Genomic DNA, 17,754 nt, shown 5'->3' on the forward strand with positions numbered 1-17,754 from the left:
GTAAGGAGGATGGACATTGACAGATCAAGAATTAAAAGAAGTAATACAGGAAATCAAGAACAGCACCATGCCGATTCCGACACAGCAGAAGCTTATTGATGAGCTGGAGGGCATCAGATGGATTCCGACAACCTGCACCGTGGATCAAGTGATCAACGAATTGGAAGAGGAAAAAGAATATGCTTACGCAGATTTTGAAGCATATGTAAACGATGTCAGTCCCTGCTTGGATGCAGAATATGATGATCTATTCCACAGAGGACTGGAGAGAGCAATTGAGATAATAAAGGACGGTGGAAAGAATGACGCTGGATTTGGCAATACACGACCTAAAAGGAGCGTATGCAAGCGACTATAATAAGCAACTGGCTGAGTGGCTAGAAGAGCTGAAAATGCTTAGAGAATTAAAAAACGAGCATAGAAAGATTGGAAATATAGAGGGGTACAATCAAGGGTATAAAGAGGCTAACAATATTAAAAATGTACCAGTAGCATATGATGTGGATTGGGTTGTGAAACAGTTGAAAGAAAGACTATCTCTGTATCAAAGATTACAAAAATTACAAGACAGAGATTGTCTGCAATACGGCTACAAAATAGAAGCCACAAATGATGCAATCGAGATAGTAAAGGCGGGTGCGAAGAATGACTAATGCTGAAAGAATCAAACAGATGTCGGACAAAGATTTAGCAATATTTATTATGTGTCCAGCAGAGTACGATGTGGCATTTACTAAGAGTTGCGGATGCAACGGAGAAATGAATAAAACTGTTATCAATGCACATTGGAATGGCTACGGCAGGAAAGTGAGGGATAGCTATGGCAGAAAAAAGAATGTTTTCCCGTGAACTGGTGGAAAGTGACCAGTTCTTGGAACTTCCGTTATCCGCACAGGGGCTTTATATGCATATTTGCATGGAGGCGGATGATGATGGCTTTGTGAATAATGCAAACAGGATCCGGAAGGTTGTTGAAGCTTCAAAAGAAGATTATCAGATTTTATTTGATCGAGGATATTTATTACAGATGGCAAATGGTCTGGTGGTTGTGGCACATTGGAAAATATGTAATAGCATTCGAAAAGATCGGTATAAACCGACAGTGTACCAATCAGAATGGAGCAAACTGCGATTACTGGATAATGTTTATGTTTTGGATGAAAAGGGAGATGCGCCGGCTCAGGGCATTACTGCGGTATCAATGCAGCAGGATACTCCGACAGTGAAGCGTTTTGAAGATTTTTGGAAAGCATATCCGAGAAAAGAGCATAAAGCAATGGCAGAGCAGGAATATGCAATGCTGATCCTGCAGGGCATTTCTGAAGATATGCTGGTTGCATCGGCAAAAGCGTATGCAAATGAAAAATCAGATCAGGATCCGCGATATTTGAATTGTCCAGACACATGGTTGAAAAAGAGTATTTACACAGATTATGAGGTTGAACCAGAGAAAGAAAAGACAGAAGAGCAACCGGAAGCAGTAGAGGAGCCGGCGATGGATCTGTGGAATGGAGAGGACGAAACGGATGGGGAAGTTATATGAGTTTAAAGAAGACGATGCGTATTCTTTTGCACATCATGTACATATACAGGCAAAACCGCGGGGGCAGGAGTTGCAGTTTTTGCATTGTCCATATTGCCGGGGAGGTAACGGAGGGAAAGACAAGGGAACATTTTCCATCAATTTGCGAACCGGACAATTTAAATGTCTAAGATCAAGCTGCAGTATCTCTGGAAATATGATTACCCTGGCAAGGGACTTTGATTTTTCATTGGGAATAGAGGTTGATGAGTATTATCAGCCGAGAAAACAGTATAGACGTTTAAAGACGCCCAGCAAGCCCATAGAGCCACTTCCGAAAGCAATCGAGTATTTGAAGGGCAGGGGCATTTCGGAGGCTGTAGCTCGAAAGTACGAGGTCACAGTGCATGCAAAGAAGGATGATGTTCTTGTATTTCCGTTTTTTGATGAAAATGGGAAAATGCAGTATGTCAAATACCGAGATACGACCTTTTTTAAAGGAAAAACTTATACGGACAAAGACGGGAAGCAACAGGGCTCGCCGAAGGAATGGATGGAAAAGGACTGCAAGCCGATTCTGTTTGGAATGAAACAATGTGGAAAAGATCGTAAACGACTGGTGATTTGCGAGGGACAGATGGACAGTCTTTCAGTGGCAGAGGCGGGGATCAACTGCGCTGTCAGCGTACCGGGCGGAATGAATAACTTTCGTTGGATTCCCTATTGCTGGAATTGGGTTTGCGAATTTGAGGAGATTGTAGTTTTTGGAGATTATGAGCATGATCATATGACATTGCTGGAAGACATTCGAAAACGATTCCCGAATAAAATCTTATATGTTCAAAAGGAAGCTTACAGGGAATGCAAAGATGCAAATGAGATTCTGCAAAAGCATGGGAAAGAGGCGGTAAGGGAAGCTGTTGAAAATGCCATTGAGCAGCCGGTAAAACAGGTTGTGGAGCTTGCGGATGTGAAGCGGCGCGATCTGAAGGATATCCCTAAGTTTAAAACTGGTTTTCGGCAACTTGATACATTTCTCGGCGGTTATTTTTATGGAGGCCAGTTGATCATATTGACCGGAAAGCGCGGTCAGGGTAAATCCACGGTGGCAAACGAGTTTTGCGTGTCTGCACTGCAGCAGGGCAAGAGCATTTTTGCCTATTCCGGGGAGTTGCCGGATTGGCAGTATAAAAGCTGGATTGATTTTCAAATTGCCGGTCCGCAGAATATTGTGGAAAATACACTACCGGATGGTTCTGTAAAGCGTTTTATCACGAATAGCAATCAGGATCAGATTGAAAATTGGTACCGGGGTAAATTTTACTTATATGACAATAATGCTGTTGAAGATGATGAGCTTGTGGATCTTGTAACGACAATAGAACATTCTGTGATGCAGTATGGCATTGATCTGGTCATTGTGGACAACCTTATGACGGCTCTGGATGTGGATATGGCTGCGGATGAATATCGTTGTCAGAGTAAATTTGTGAAAAAGCTGAGTCGCTTGGCAAAGAGGTTGGATGTTGTCGTGATATTGGTAGCACATCCCAGAAAGAACAGCTTCACAAAAGATGAAAATGATGCGGTCAGCGGATCCGCAGATATAACGAATGCTGCAGATATTGTCATGACGTTTAAACGAGACGAAGAAACGCCGGATCATAATTATCTGTCATTGAGTAAAAATCGTTGGTTTGGAAATCTGACTAAGAAGAATGGGATAGATCTGTGGTATAACCAAAAATCCAGACGGATCATTGACAAAGCAAAGGGGGATTTCAATTATGAGGTCGGCTGGAAGATTGAACCGGTACAGCAGGAGTTTGATGGATTTATCAACTTGGCAGAGGGTGAAGAGACGCCGTTTACGTAGAATGGAGGACAGGCAATGAAGGAAGAACTGGAATTTTTTCAAGCCTGGTGGAAAATTTTGAAAAAATACTGGAATCCGCCGGCAAAGGATAATGAAAGCAAAGAAGCAGAAAAGTTTTGGGAAAGTCTGATCAGTGATTGCAGAAACTTGCGAAAGCGGTATGATCACAACGAACTTTTCGAGCCGTTTGCACGTAAGATATGTTTGGATTTGATTGATGAAATTGATCGAAGGGCAGTGGAATTGCACAAGAAAGAGAGGTGAATGGAATGGGAAAAGGAAAAATAGATGTGCCCGTATGGGAAAAGATGAATCTGACGGTAGAGGAAGCTGCTGCATATAGCAACATAGGAATTAACAAAATAGACGAGATGGCAAAGTCTCCAAACTGTTCGTTTGTATTGTATATAGGGAGAAAGAAGCTTATTAAAAGAAAAGAGTTTGAACAATACATAGCGAAATCTGTTGAAATTTGAAAATATGGACTTTTAAGCTTGATATGATAATATATTAAAATGTATCAAGGCTCTTTTCTTTTGGAAGGAGTTGATTTTACGGGCAAAGATTTAAGAGGAAGAGAGCTTGGCGTAGGAATATGTCAGCGAAAAGACGGGCTGTATACAGCTAGATTTATTAGCAAGCGCACAGGAAGGTCTGTTCAAAGATATTTTCCCAAGTTGCAGGAATGTCGTAATTGGTATGCTGATGCAAGGTTTCAAGATGAACATGGTGAAATTAATGCTGGTGGTGATATGACAGTCACAGCCTGGTTTGAATATTGGCTTAATAATATAAAAGGCGATACTATCAGACCAAATACGATAAGAAATTATAGGGAAAGGTTTGAACACAATATCAAAGATTGCATAGGGAATATGATGTTATCTGATGTAAAACCGATGCATTGCCAGAATGTTCTAAATCAGATGAAAACCAGATATAGGACATCGACAATATATCAGGCAAGGATTACTTTGTATTGTATGTTTGCGGATGCGGTTGAGAATGATGTGATCTCAAAAAATCCGGTTACAAAAGCAGTTAAATACAATATTGGTAAAGATTCCAAGAAGATAAGGGCATTGACAGTGCATGAACAGAAAAAATTTCTGGAAGTGGCGAAAGACAGCAGCAATTACAATCAGTTTGCGTTTGTATTACAGACTGGATTAAGAACAGGCGAAATGATTGGTCTTAAATGGTCTGATATTGATTTTGAAAAGAAGGTCGCACATATTCAACGATCAATGGAATATCGGCATTCTGTTGGTGAATGGAGAATAGGAAAACCTAAAAGTAAATCGGGATATAGGGATGTTCCTTTGACAGAAGAAGCGATTCGATTATTGAAAGCACAGAAGGAAAAGATGAAAAAACTGAAAGTTATTAATATGGAATTTTCAGAGTTTGTGTTTTTGAATCGTAAGGGCGAGCCTACAAAGAACTCAGCGTACGACTCAACATTGTTCAAATTGTGTGATAAGGCTGGTATAGACAGATTTTCGATGCATGTACTTCGACATACTATGGCTACAAGGTGTATTGAAGCAAATATGCGACCTAAAACCTTGCAGGTGATTCTCGGACATTCCAATGTGGGAATTACTATGAATCTTTATGTTCATGTGACTGAGGAGGAAAAGGTAAAAGAGGTAGAAAAGATAGAAAAAGCCCTAAAAATTGTGTAGTAAATTGTGTAGTAAAAAAATATAGAAAGGCGAAAACCCCTTAAAATGGGATGTTTTCGGATAGGTATAAGATAAAATGAAACTAGGAATTGTTGGACTTCCCAACGTAGGAAAAAGCACATTATTCAACTCTTTAACAAAGGCAGGTGCAGCAGAGGCTGCAAATTATCCATTCTGTACGATCGAACCAAATGTCGGTATCGTACCGGTTCCGGACAAGCGGCTGGATGTTCTGACCGAGATGCATCATTCTGCTAAGGAAGTGCATGCGACGATTGAGTTTGTTGACATTGCAGGACTGGTAAAGGGTGCCTCCAAGGGGGAGGGACTTGGTAACCAGTTTCTTGCGAATATCCGTGAGGTAGATGCGATCGTTCATGTAGTGCGCTGCTTTGATGATGCCAACATTGTGCATGTGGACGGCAGTGTTGATCCGGTTCGTGATATTGAGACGATCAACCTGGAGCTGTTGTTCTCTGATATGGAGATTCTGGAAAGACGTTATGCAAAGTTAGTAAAAAGCGTCAAGAACGATAAGACTCTTGTAAAGGAGACAGAGCTGGTTGAGAAGCTGAAGAAGCATATGGAAGATGGCAATCTTGCAAAGACTTACGAGCCGGAAGACGATGATGAAAAGGCATTGCTGGAAAGCTTTAATCTGTTGACTTATAAGCCGACGATTTATGCTGCAAATGTTGCCGAGGATGATCTGGCTGACGATGCAGCTTCCAATGCGTATGTTGCACAGGTTCGTGAGTTTGCACAGAAAGAGGGCTCCGAGGTATTTGTGATCTGCGCACAGATTGAGCAGGAGATTGCCGAACTTGAAGATGACGAGAAAAAGGAATTCCTGGAGGATCTCGGTCTTTCTGAGTCAGGACTGGATAAGCTTATTTCCGCAAGCTACAGCCTGTTAGGTCTGATCAGCTACCTGACGACAGGACCGGATGAGAGCCGTGCATGGACCATTGAGAGAGGAACCAAGGCACCTCAGGCAGCAGGTAAGATTCATACGGACTTTGAGAGAGGATTTATCCGTGCAGAGGTCGTAAGCTATGATAATCTTGTAGAGCAGGGAAGCTACAATGCAGCCAAAGAAAAAGGACTCGTCCGCTCCGAAGGTAAGGATTACGTTGTACAGGATGGAGATGTCGTACTGTTCAGATTCAACGTCTAAAACGAATGCAAGCGGGTCTGTGGCTCGGAATAAGTGTAGAATAAGGAAAGCCGCAAGTGTACTTGCAAATAAAAGAAAGGAAAACTCAGTATGGCTCCGGACATTCGATTTCCCCATTTAGGGATAGAGATTGCGTCATTGGGGAAGGGAATCACCATTGGCGGATTTACGATTGCGTTTTATGGTATGATCATTGCATTTGGTATGGTCATGGGATATTTGATGACGGCATTTCAGGCGAAGCGTACCGGGCAGGAACCGGATCTGTATCTGGATCTTGCACTGTGGGATATCGTATTTGCCGTGATTGGCGCAAGAATTTATTATGTTATATTCACTTGGGATTACTACAAGGATAATTTATTGCAGATATTTAACACCCGTGGCGGCGGTCTTGCTATTTACGGAGGAGTGATCGCCGGTGTGATCACAACGATCATTTTTGGTAAAGTGCGGAAACAGAACTTCTTTCAGCTTCTGGATACCGCCTGCATTGGTCTGATCACAGGGCAGATCATTGGCCGCTGGGGCAATTTCTGTAACAGAGAAGCGTTTGGCGGTTATACCAATGGCTTATTTGCAATGCAGCTCAAGCAGAGCGATGTGGCAGCCTCCAATCTGACGCACAGTGTTTTAAAGCATGCTGTTGAGATTGATGGAACCAGATATATTCAGGTGCATCCGACATTTCTTTACGAGTCGCTTTGGAACATCGGTGTGTTGATCATATTGCTGCTTTTTACCAAGCATCGCAAATATAATGGTCAGATTTTTTTGATCTATCTGTTAGGCTATGGTCTTGGCAGAGCGTGGATTGAGGGATTGCGGACGGATCAGCTGATCTTTTTTGGGACGGGAGTCGCCGTGTCTCAGGTTCTTTCCGGGGGGCTGGTTGTGGCATCTGCAGCGATCTTGATCTACCGGTTTGTGAAAGACAGACAGAAAGTAAAAAGCGTACAGTAGAACTTCTTTGAATATAATCAGATAAGTATAAAATTCGATGAGTGAAAGATCGAAACATTTTCAATCAAGAAAGGGAAAATGAAAAAGAGAGAAACATGTGAAATTTCATGTTTCTCTCTTTTAGACTATAATAAATATTCTGTTTTAATGTATAGAAAAATGTCTATCCAAATTAATCCTCATCCTCATTCTGTACGGATAAAAGCTGTCTCTTACGAGCCATTTCATCGCTGTCAAGATACTCGTCATAGGTAGAGATCTTGTCGATCAGACCGCCCGGAGTAATCTCCATGATACGGTTGGCGATCGTCTGGATGAACTGGTGATCCTGTGAAGTGAAAAGTACAACACCGGGGAACTTGATCAGTCCGTTGTTCAGAGCGGTAATGGATTCCATGTCCAGATGGTTTGTAGGCTCATCCATGATCAAAATATTTGATGCAAGGATCATCATCTTGGAAAGCATAACGCGGACACGCTCACCACCGGAAAGAACATTCACCTTCTTGACACCATCTTCACCTGGGAAAAGCATACGTCCCAGGAAACCGCGGACATAAGTCGGATCCTTCTCCGGAGAGAATGGCATCAGCCAGTCAACGATCGTATCATCACTGGCGAAAAGCTCTGTGTTATCCTTCGGAAAGTAAGAAAAGCTTGTCGTTACGCCCCATTTATAAGAACCCTCGTCCGGCTCCATCTCGCCGGAAAGAATCTGGAACAGTGTTGTTGCGGCAATCGTATTGCTTCCGACAAAAGCAACCTTATCCTCGCGTCCGATAATGAAAGAAATATCATCAAGAACCTTAACGCCGTCAATTGTCTTGGACAAATGCTCTACGGTAAGCACTTCGTTTCCAATCTCACGCTCCGGACGGAAATCAATATATGGATACTTACGGCTGGATGGCTTCATGTCATCAAGCTCGATCTTCTCCAAAGCACGCTTTCTGGAGGTTGCCTGCTTGGACTTGGAAGCATTGGCACTGAATCGCTGGATAAATTCCTGCAGCTCCTTGATCTTTTCTTCCTTCTTCTTGTTGGCTTCCTTCATCTGCTTGATCATCAACTGGCTTGACTCGTACCAGAAATCATAGTTGCCGGCATAAAGCTGAATCTTCGCATAATCAATATCGGCAATGTGTGTGCAGACCTTATTCAGGAAATAACGGTCATGGGAAACAACGATGACTGTGTTGTCAAATTCAATCAGGAAATCCTCCAGCCAGCGGATCGCTTCCAGATCCAAATGGTTCGTCGGCTCATCGAGAAGCAGAATGTCCGGATTACCAAACAATGCCTGCGCAAGCAGGATCTTTACCTTCTCATTGGCAGGAAGCTCGCTCATCATCATAGAATGTGTCTCGGTCGGAACGCCAAGACCATTCAGAAGCGTAGCAGCATCAGACTCAGCCTCCCAGCCGTTCATATTTGCAAACTCTTCCTCAAGCTCTGCGGCGCGGATACCGTCTTCATCAGAGAAATCCGGCTTTGCGTAGATGGCATCCTTCTCCTTCATGATCTGATACAGACGCTCATTTCCCATAATAACCGCATCCAGAACAGAATACGCATCATACTGGAAGTGATCCTGCTTCAGGAAAGAAAGACGCTGCCCCGGTGTGATAATGACATCACCCTTCGTCGGTTCGATCTCGCCGTTTAAGATCTTTAAGAAGGTAGACTTTCCGGCACCGTTCGCACCGATCAGTCCATAACAGTTCCCCTCGGTAAACTTAATATTTACATCCTCAAAAAGGGCTTTTTTGCCAAGACGTAATGTGACATTGCTTGCTTGTATCATCGAAATCCTCCATTCATGCTCAAAATCATTAAGTACATATTATATATGTATTCCTTATAATAAGGCATACACCTTTCTATTTTACAGAAAACTGGCGAATTTGCAAGGGGGAAATCCAATAAATATATGGCATATCCGGCGGAAAATATTGCCGATATCCGATGGAACAGGATATTGCATTCACGATACAGCGATGCTATTATTAAGATGTGATACGTGAATAAATCCTGAAATTTACTGTTGACAAGATATCAGAGGCCATATATCCAAAGAAAAGAGAGGTAGAGGATTGGCAATCAGATATCATATATTATATGAACGAAGTTGCTCTTGTCACATTCAGTTATTTTGATGTGGGAAGCGGAAATGGAAGTGATCCGGAACCGGAGCGTTTTTATCATGGCTTTGTGCTTGGACTTATTGCAGAGCGTGCCGGCATCTATGAGATACGTTCCAATCGGGAGAGCGGATCCGTCACTATGGATTTGTCTTTGAAGGGAAGAAGGTTTTGATCGGACAGGGAAAGCCGGAGGGATGATTGACGCTCGGGATCCATAGCTCACTCAAATTATTTTGGCAGGGCTGTTTTGGTAGCATAAAGACAACACTTGATTTTATTAGAAAGCATGTATATGCTAATTTTGAGAAAGATATTTTGGAGAGATGCCTGCGAAAGCGAAGTAAAGGTAGATGGGACAGCCTACTTCCTGATTGGGGGCAAATAATAGCCATAGAAAATTGTTCGGTGTATTCCGATCCGCTGTCCATTATATGAAATTTTGCGTCTGTTATACAGCAGACGCTTTTTATTCATATATGGAAAGAGAGTTAGGCTTTGAATTGGATTTAATGCGAGTTTTTCGGAAAATATATTGACAGTATATTACGATACGAATAAAATAAAATGTAGGGACTATAAAAGACACGAAAAGGAAAGGCATTTCACTTTTAATAAATGCCTTGAATTACTACATAATTTAAGATAAGTAAAATGGTGGGAGAAAATGAAAGATTTATTTATAAAAGCGAAAAATACATTACGTGATAATCGAATTTTTGAGCGTTTTTTTATTGGTGCAACTATCTGTTGTTTTATTACATGGCTGATATTACTGTTAAAAGAGGGGACTACAAGTGAACAGTTTAAAGTCTTTTTTGAATCGACAAATGATTTATTTGCTGATATGACGAATGTAGTGGGATGGACATCACAAAGAGATGTCTATAATAACGCTATGTATACGCCGGTGGGTGACAAACCGTATCCTGCATTAAATTATTTGATCGTGTATTTCTTTTCACGCACAATAGATATGAAGCCATATCTGGAAAATGAGTTCTTTCTGAACATATATTGGAATCCACGTTTTATGATAATCTATCTGTTATTTGTTATATTCACTTTAGTGGCATTTTATCAGGTGGTACAGCAAGCTAAAACGGGTTCAGGAAAAGTAAGAGCTTTTATGGCAATGGTAGTTTTGTTTTCCTCACCAATGATCTATACAGTCGAGCGAGGAAATTTTGTGCTTCATTCAATGATATGTGTATTCATTTTCTTACTGTACTATGATAGTCCGGATAAATGGAAACGCGAGTTGGCTTTAATCTGTCTGGCGATTGCAACGGCATTGAAGGTTACACCAGCATTGTTAGGAATTTTGCTATTATATGATAAAAAATGGAAAGAAGTTCTTCATATTATCATACTGATGCGAGTAATAAAAGTCGGATTAGGGTGAACAGAACAGCGGGAATAGCACCGGAAATGATATACGGAATGAGAAATTTTAATTGAGTAAAATTTCTTTCTTTATGTGATAATGTTTTTACGTTCATGTCGAATGATCCTCCTATGGAAAATGTGAAAAGTGTTACTATAAATGTTGAGTTATTTTCTGCGTTTTTTTCTATAAATACTAGGAACTACATACAATATACAACATAGCAGCCAAAAACACAAAGTAATAATCTGGCACTCCTTCAGATATTGTGGGATAAACTTCAATGTGATCTTGTGTTTGCCGGCAGGAGTAGGAATGACAAGATTAGAGTTGTATGGATTGAGTGTTTTGACTTCTTTTCCGTCAACATATGCATGCCAGTTTTTACTATAGCCAAGACTGAGTGTGGTATATCCAGCTTTCTGATAATTAGTGAATCCTGTAATAGTATCATTTTCTATTTTGACATTGGTGAGTTCATTTTTTCGAATCGTAGTTAATAATTCTTGAGCAATGTCATCGTGGTAGAGAAGAATATCAAGTTTATTTGAGGTAAATAGATTATCTCCGGGAAGACCAATAGTAATTTGGTTATTTCCTTTTTCCAATTTACCCAGAGCCACTTGGTAGGATGGATATAAATAGTATGAACCATCAGAAGGTGCTGTATAATTGATGTGTACTTTGATTTGAGTAGATGCAGGGAGTGACAGAGGAAGACTATTAAATAAATCAATAGCCTCCTGGCGTGAAAGTACATTATTTGCAGCATCTGTATAATAATATGAATTTGGTGTTGATGGATTTTCTGTGTAGGAGATACTATCGTTCTCATATACCGTTTTTCCATTTGGTAATAATTGTGAAGCAATCTGATTATAATATATAGGGTTGGCAAAATAAGCCATATCAGAAGAATGGCCTTCAGATGGCAGATAATATCCAAGACTCACAGTGTTTTTTGTTTTAAAAATATAATAGTTTTGCCAACTTCCCAGATATTTGTACTGGTATAAGTCCAAAACGGGGTGATTCGTTGTAATCGGGAGAAATAAATACTGGCAATTAGCAAGAGCTATATTTAAAGGGGTGGATGGATATTCGGTAATCATGCTGTTAACAGTAGTGCTAAAGCCGTTAAAGTAATGTAAATACAATTGTGTTTGACTTATACATGTCCCAAATCCGGCAAGGCATCCGGTGTTATAATATTGACCAAAATTGTACAAACGATTTCCGGTGACAGTAATACGATAATAGGTATTTTTTGGATCCAGTGTTTGATTGATTGTTTTACTAATTTTGGTGTAGTTACCGAGTAAATGAATGGTGCCAGAGCCCCAATTTGTTGATGTATAGAGAGCATTAGAACTTATCTCAATTAAGGCGATAAAGAGGATGTAATAGTAAAATTTGCGAGTATTTCCAGTGCGCTGTTTGCGATAAATAAAGAGGATAAAACAATAAATTAATACAAAAATCAACGTACTGATTAATGCCAGAGTAATGCGCTCGGTAGTAAAAGTATAACAGAGGATGATAAATACAACAGTGGATAAAATAATTCGCTGTAATTGTAAACTAGAAAAATCAGGCAGCAACAATAGACCTTCATAAGCGAGTTGAGCTAATAGGAAGGTAAGGAGAAAGACATATCGGTTTGGACAATTGGATTGATAATGCATTCCGTTCCAAAGATAAGAAAGGATTTGTTCGTTAAAACTAACCAATAAGAGAACAATTGGTAAAAGATAGCGTAGTTTGTCAGATATGCTTTCCTGTTTGTAAACAAAATAAATACCGACAAGAATAAGGGTAATAATGCCGCAATAGAGACAAATATTGGAAGAATCTGCACTGGCGGCTTTTGCTGGTGTATAAAGTAAAAGCTTACCCCATTGTTTCCAAAAGCTTCCGAAGAATCCGAAAACCGGAAACGAACTATCTGAGTCTGTATAACCACTAGAGTGATAAGAAGCTAAGGTTCGATAGACAGTCAAAAAGCCACATCCTCCAGCTAAAAGAGAGGCATAAGTGAAACGAATGCCCTTTTTGAAGAAATCTTTAATATGAGTAAATTTATAAGTAAAGAAGTTAATGACTAAATAGATGCAAACAAACATAGCAAGCTGCAACTCCAAAAAGATGATTGCACCAAGTAATACTGTATAGAGAATCCAATGTCCTGTAAGCATTAAACGATCCATTGCAAGCATGACAAGGGGGAATAACATAAGTACTAAATACCAGGTTGGATATTCATGAACAGCCAGTGAATATGCACATAGAGCATATATAACAGCTGGAAGCAACAGTCGGAAGTCTTGTGATGATGCGGCATTACATTTTAAACGATGGGTCATATAAATAGTCATATTTAATCCACAGAATCCTATCCCCAAGGCAATTAGAAGTTCTATGGTAGGAACGATCATAGATAATGGGATAAAATGGTAGATTTTTGATAATAAATGTATAGTATATGATAAAGATAAATCAGAACCATAGCCGATGTTCATTGATAAAAATGTATTATTAGAATCGTATTTATAATAATTATCCAATATTGTTGGGATGCTGCTCCAAATGCCATCTTGTCCAAAAAGAGTATTTGATCCAAAGAAGCCAGCATCGTTGATAACCATTGCAATAATATATATTATAAATGGTATTAGAAAAGAAAATATGTAGATTCGTTTGTAGCAAATATAGTTGCCAAGATGTATTGCAAGAGGACAATTATTAGCCTTGTTATGGTATATATTTAGAACATGCCATATGTTTTCTTTGTTATCATAACAGCATAAAATCATTAAAATCATTAGTGAGAAGATACTGATACCAATACCTACATAATCATACATTAAATAGGACGGAGTAGATTTGTCAGTAGTGTGAGATTTCAAATAGTTGGTGACATTTTTGTAGACAGAATTATCCTGTTCATAAAACAATATAGTGAAATTGACTGTTTTAGATTTTGGAGTATCAATCAACAAATAATCGGTAGTTGTTCCAGAAAAAAAATCTGAATTTAATCGTAAAAGATTTCCAGAAACGTTGTCAAATTGGTATAAGATTGTATTTTTCTTAAAAGAAGTTGAATTGACCTTAAATGGAACAAGACCATTGGAAAGGGAAGAACCGTTGGCCGAAGAAATATTGTATAGGTCATTACTTTCTTTGACAATAGTATATTTATTTGAAGGGGAAAATTTCAGAGAAACGGTTTGTTTCTTGAATAATGTACCGCTAATGCCCAGCTTTTTACATATGCCATTGATTTCTTGGAATATATCAGGAAAAGGAGTGTTGCAGTATTTCTCTTTCTCATTATCGCTTAAAGTAGCAAGGGATAATAAAGTAGATAAATTTTCTGTGACGCTATCATCGCTATAATTTTTGACAAACTTATTATATTTGGATACGGATGAATCTGTGGAAGTAGATTTCACAGGGGTGTTTTTGGAAGAGTGTTCATGAAATGCAAAAAGGGCATTTGTGGACGAATTAGAAGGACAGTATGATATGTTTGTAGTGATATACCCTGCAATAAATAATTCTATCGTTGTAAACACTAGTAAACAAAAACGATAAGACGTTTTATGGTTGTATTTACAAAGGAAAATAATATAACTAATAAAAAAGAGTAACTGAAAAATAAATGCTTCAGAAGGAAAATCGTGAGCACTCCAAAGAAATATGATGATTGAAAGGGATAAAAAAGAAAAACCACTAAGCAGTATTTCGCGATTAGTTATTTTCTCGATGTGTTGCAGTGCTCGCATGCCAACATACAGTATCCAGAAAATCAGGAAAAATGATATTGCATATGTGGAGCGATATGATGTGTGAAAGAAATTAAACACATACTGTACGGGCGAAAATTCAAGTATTGCGACTATTATCAGCGTGTTAATACAAGAAATAGATTTTTGACGAAATGTAATTTCCTTTTGAAAAAAGAATAATAAAAATATAATTAAAGGAAGGATACCAAAATAGAGATCTACCCGTGTTGATGCACCGCTAATAGTTCGTGATGCAGAAGCTCCGAGAAGAAAACGACTGAGAAAAACGATTGGTGCATATGAAAGGGAAAAACCAGTGTAAGTATAATCCTGATGATCTGCAAAATATGGAGCAAGATAAAATACAATACGAGCAGCGGCGAGACCAAAAGAGAATATAAATATAAATAAGAGCTTTATAAAATCTCCAAAATGACAATTATGAAGTTCAATTTGCCACAGTAATGCAAGAATTAGTAATAAAAGAGCTGCGGTAATACCAGTTTGGGGTTCAATATACATCATTACAGTACAGGCAATCACAAATGGAATTATTTTATTTTCAACCATCATAAGTTCAAAGCAGTAAAAAATAATAGGAAATACAGCATACAGAAGAAGAGATTCAACGGAAGTTTCTTGCAGAAGTGCGTAAGAGCAGAAACTATATGCGAACGAAAAAAGATATGCGAATGTTTTTTGAGATAATGAAATTGTACGAGAGTGTTGAATAAAATAAAAAAAAGTGCCACTTGCAAGAATGATGAATGGTAAGGAACGCAAAGAAAGTAAACCGGGAATGCATTTTTGGCTTGTGAAAAAATATATTCCCTGAAGAAGTAAAAAAAGAATGGTTGGTATTATAGAGACGATAAAATAGTCAGATGAAAATATGAAAAAATGTGACAGATTTAATGGTTTTTGGGTTTTAGTGTTCATTATATGTTTCCTCCATAATTAAAAAAATACCATACGTAAAATAGTAATAACTTTTGATTTCTTTGAAAGTTATTATCAAATCCTTATCCATTTTATTAAAAACATGGAAAGTTTTGGACTTAATTGTATCATTTTGGAAAGACAGATTCAAGTTTTACGAATCATAGAAACGTCAATGATTGTTATTAAATGTAATAATTTTTTTGACACTCTCCCAGAAAATGTAGTACAATAAAATATACGAACGCTGTGACATACAGCAAAACAACTGGGAAGGCTGGAGATACATGGACAAGACAGAGAAATTGTTTCAATATAAACCGGGAGATAACCTGCCTTTTGGCGTAACGAAGGTGGCTGATGGAGTTCAGTTTGCCGTTTCAATTCCGCATGGCAGGGAATGTTACCTGAACTTATACCGGACAGGACAGAAGCGTCCGGCGTGCCGGATTCATCTGACGAGAGAATTTCGGCGCGGATGTGTATACTTTGTAAAGATTACAGGTTGTCCGGAAATACAGAATGATAAAAGTGTAGCTGATATACTATCTCAGGGATATGAGTATATGTATGAGGTAGACGGTAAGGAGTTTGTTGATCCCTATGCGGCGGTGATCCACGGAAGAGAGCGTTGGGGTAAACGTGTTGGCAAGGCATGTGCCGCGGAGGAATCAGTCTCGAGGAATTTGACTGGAAGGATGACAGTCCTTTAGGTACTCCGTTTTCAGACATGATTCTGTACCAGTTGCATGTGCGAGGCTTTACGAAGCATGCTTCCTCGAAGGTGGAGCATCGTGGCAGCTTTGCTGGCTTGATGGAGAAGATTCCTTATCTGAAAGATCTTGGCATCAATGCAGTGCTGCTTCTTCCGTGTTATGAGTTTGATGAGATACAGGCGGTACAGAAGCCGCATGGGATTCCGGCGGGAGAAGTATCGGCGGTTCGCACGGCAGAGGATGAGGCGAAACAGAAGAGTACCGTATCTAAGAATGATCAGGTTAAGTTAAATTACTGGGGATATGGTCAGAGCGAGACCTACTATTGTGCGCCGAAGGCGGCTTATGCGGCTGATCCGCACCGGGCTGGTTTGGAGTTTAAGGCTTTGGTTCGCAGTCTGCATCAGGCAGGGATTGAAGTCCTGCTTGATATATACTTTATGCCGGGAACCAATGTGTGTCTGATGGAGGATTGTCTGCGTAACTGGGTATTGGAGTATCATATTGATGGATTTCGCGTGAATCAGGAGGTAATGCCGGCGCAGATGCTGGTATCGGATCCGGTTTTATCGGGGGTAAAGCTTCTTACAGATTACTGGAATCGTGAACTGATCGCCGGAGCTTATGGTGAGAGCGGTACTTTTGCAGAGTATAATGAGGGATTTATGAACTGTGCCAGACGTTATCTGAAAAGTGATGAGGGACAGGTGGAAGGATTTGCCGGACTGTTTCGAAGGGGCAGTGATAACCTGGCATCGATAAACTTCATGACCCATGTTAATGGGTTTACGATGACAGATCTGGTGTCTTATGATGTCAAGCACAATGAGCAGAATGGAGAGGGCAATCAGGACGGAACCGAGTACAATTACAGCTGGAACTGTGGTGTGGAGGGCAAGAGCCGCAAGAAGTTTATTCAGGCACGCCGTATGTGCCAGATCCGCAATGCATTTGCAATGATGCTTCTGGCGCAGGGAACACCGATGCTTCTTGCCGGTGATGAGTTTGGCAATACACAGGAAGGCAACAATAACCCGTATTGTCAGGATAATGAGATTACCTGGCTGGACTGGCGTATGACAAGTGCCAAGACAGAGATTTTAGAATATGTCAAAAAGCTGATCGCATTCCGCAGAAAGCACCCGGTGCTTCATCAGGGAAGAGAACTGTATATGTTTGATTCATTATCCTGTGGAATGCCGGATGTATCCATTCATGGAACACAGGCGTGGAAAGCGGACTTTTCTTATTACAGCAGGATGCTTGCTGTGCTTTTGTATGGCGATTATCAGAAGAAAGAGGATGGCGGTGTGGACGATTCCCTTTATATCATATTTAATATGTACTGGGAGTCGAAATCCTTCGATCTGCCGAATCTGCCGGGGGAGAAGGAGTGGTATCCGGCCATAGAGACATACGGCAATACATTCAGTGAGGTGCCGGTACCTGTCCGCAGGAAGAAGAGACGAAGAAAACCATCGCTGGAAAGCCAGAAGAAGACAATTGTTCCACCGCGTTCCATTGTTGTATTTGTGGGCAGATAAGATTAAACTA

16 protein-coding genes are annotated in these 17,754 nt (G+C 39.9%); 14 read left to right on the top strand and 2 right to left on the bottom strand.

The features are described from left to right. Positions 1 to 16 precede the first annotated feature (16 nt). The 10 genes from DXA20_RS03225 to lgt all read left to right on the top strand — a co-directional run bounded on the left by DXA20_RS03225 (position 17) and on the right by lgt (position 7,226). On the top strand, positions 17 to 358 hold the full coding sequence (locus DXA20_RS03225) for a hypothetical protein (protein ID WP_118559286.1): 342 nt from the start codon (positions 17 to 19) through the stop codon (positions 356 to 358). Further along, a complete protein-coding gene (locus DXA20_RS03230) occupies positions 303 to 653 on the top strand; it encodes a hypothetical protein (protein WP_147403684.1) in 351 nt (116 codons plus the stop codon). Before DXA20_RS03225 ends, DXA20_RS03230 begins: the two co-directional genes overlap by 56 nt. Next, complete coding sequence (locus DXA20_RS03235; protein WP_118559288.1) at positions 646 to 849, top strand: hypothetical protein; 204 nt, start codon at positions 646 to 648, stop codon at positions 847 to 849. Before DXA20_RS03230 ends, DXA20_RS03235 begins: the two co-directional genes overlap by 8 nt. Next, on the top strand, positions 821 to 1,543 hold the full coding sequence (locus DXA20_RS03240) for a hypothetical protein (protein WP_118559289.1): 723 nt from the start codon (positions 821 to 823) through the stop codon (positions 1,541 to 1,543). The genes DXA20_RS03235 and DXA20_RS03240 overlap by 29 nt, the downstream gene beginning before the upstream one ends. After that, on the top strand, positions 1,527 to 3,398 hold the full coding sequence (locus DXA20_RS03245; protein WP_158577112.1) for a DnaB-like helicase C-terminal domain-containing protein: 1,872 nt from the start codon (positions 1,527 to 1,529) through the stop codon (positions 3,396 to 3,398). Before DXA20_RS03240 ends, DXA20_RS03245 begins: the two co-directional genes overlap by 17 nt. 15 nt (positions 3,399 to 3,413) lie before the next feature. Then, positions 3,414 to 3,662 carry a hypothetical protein gene (locus DXA20_RS03250; RefSeq protein ID WP_118559291.1) on the top strand — a complete coding sequence of 83 codons (249 nt, stop codon included), beginning with the start codon at positions 3,414 to 3,416 and terminating at the stop codon, positions 3,660 to 3,662. Between the two features lie 5 nt (positions 3,663 to 3,667). Continuing rightward, positions 3,668 to 3,874 carry an excisionase gene (locus DXA20_RS03255; RefSeq protein ID WP_118559292.1) on the top strand — a complete coding sequence of 69 codons (207 nt, stop codon included), beginning with the start codon at positions 3,668 to 3,670 and terminating at the stop codon, positions 3,872 to 3,874. Between the two features lie 60 nt (positions 3,875 to 3,934). Beyond that, on the top strand, positions 3,935 to 5,086 hold the full coding sequence (locus DXA20_RS03260) for a tyrosine-type recombinase/integrase (protein ID WP_243100518.1): 1,152 nt from the start codon (positions 3,935 to 3,937) through the stop codon (positions 5,084 to 5,086). Positions 5,087 to 5,162: 76 nt separating this feature from the next. Beyond that, positions 5,163 to 6,263: a redox-regulated ATPase YchF gene (gene ychF, locus DXA20_RS03265; RefSeq protein ID WP_022306158.1), complete on the top strand. Its 1,101-nt coding sequence runs from the start codon at positions 5,163 to 5,165 to the stop codon at positions 6,261 to 6,263. A gap of 90 nt (positions 6,264 to 6,353) precedes the next feature. Next, positions 6,354 to 7,226, top strand: coding sequence for a prolipoprotein diacylglyceryl transferase (lgt, locus tag DXA20_RS03270; RefSeq protein WP_022306157.1), 873 nt, complete (start codon positions 6,354 to 6,356; stop codon positions 7,224 to 7,226). A 172-nt stretch (positions 7,227 to 7,398) separates the two neighbouring features. Here lgt and DXA20_RS03275 read toward each other — a convergent pair whose 3' ends face one another. After that, entirely contained in the window at positions 7,399 to 9,030 is a 1,632-nt protein-coding gene (locus DXA20_RS03275; RefSeq protein ID WP_118559293.1) for an ABC-F family ATP-binding cassette domain-containing protein, read from the bottom strand. Positions 9,031 to 9,344: 314 nt separating this feature from the next. On the opposite strand from DXA20_RS03275, the gene DXA20_RS03280 reads away from it, so the two are divergent. Then, positions 9,345 to 9,542, top strand: coding sequence for a hypothetical protein (locus DXA20_RS03280; protein ID WP_199877043.1), 198 nt, complete (start codon positions 9,345 to 9,347; stop codon positions 9,540 to 9,542). A gap of 492 nt (positions 9,543 to 10,034) precedes the next feature. Further along, on the top strand, positions 10,035 to 10,772 hold the full coding sequence (locus DXA20_RS03285) for a glycosyltransferase family 87 protein (RefSeq protein ID WP_118559294.1): 738 nt from the start codon (positions 10,035 to 10,037) through the stop codon (positions 10,770 to 10,772). Between the two features lie 149 nt (positions 10,773 to 10,921). On the opposite strand, the gene DXA20_RS03290 is transcribed toward DXA20_RS03285, so the two are convergent. Next, the gene (locus DXA20_RS03290) at positions 10,922 to 15,484 is read right to left on the bottom strand and encodes a YfhO family protein (RefSeq protein ID WP_118559295.1); all 4,563 of its coding nucleotides are present in this window, start codon (positions 15,482 to 15,484) and stop codon (positions 10,922 to 10,924) included. Between the two features lie 287 nt (positions 15,485 to 15,771). On the opposite strand from DXA20_RS03290, the gene DXA20_RS03295 reads away from it, so the two are divergent. Together DXA20_RS03295 and DXA20_RS03300 are read left to right on the top strand one after the other, a co-directional pair. Continuing rightward, complete coding sequence (locus tag DXA20_RS03295; RefSeq protein ID WP_118559296.1) at positions 15,772 to 16,197, top strand: hypothetical protein; 426 nt, start codon at positions 15,772 to 15,774, stop codon at positions 16,195 to 16,197. Then, complete coding sequence (locus DXA20_RS03300; RefSeq protein ID WP_118559297.1) at positions 16,140 to 17,744, top strand: alpha-amylase family glycosyl hydrolase; 1,605 nt, start codon at positions 16,140 to 16,142, stop codon at positions 17,742 to 17,744. Before DXA20_RS03295 ends, DXA20_RS03300 begins: the two co-directional genes overlap by 58 nt. Positions 17,745 to 17,754 lie beyond the last annotated feature (10 nt).

It is taken from the genome of Roseburia sp. AM59-24XD, from assembly GCF_003478445.1.
Lineage (GTDB): Bacteria > Bacillota > Clostridia > Lachnospirales > Lachnospiraceae > Jutongia.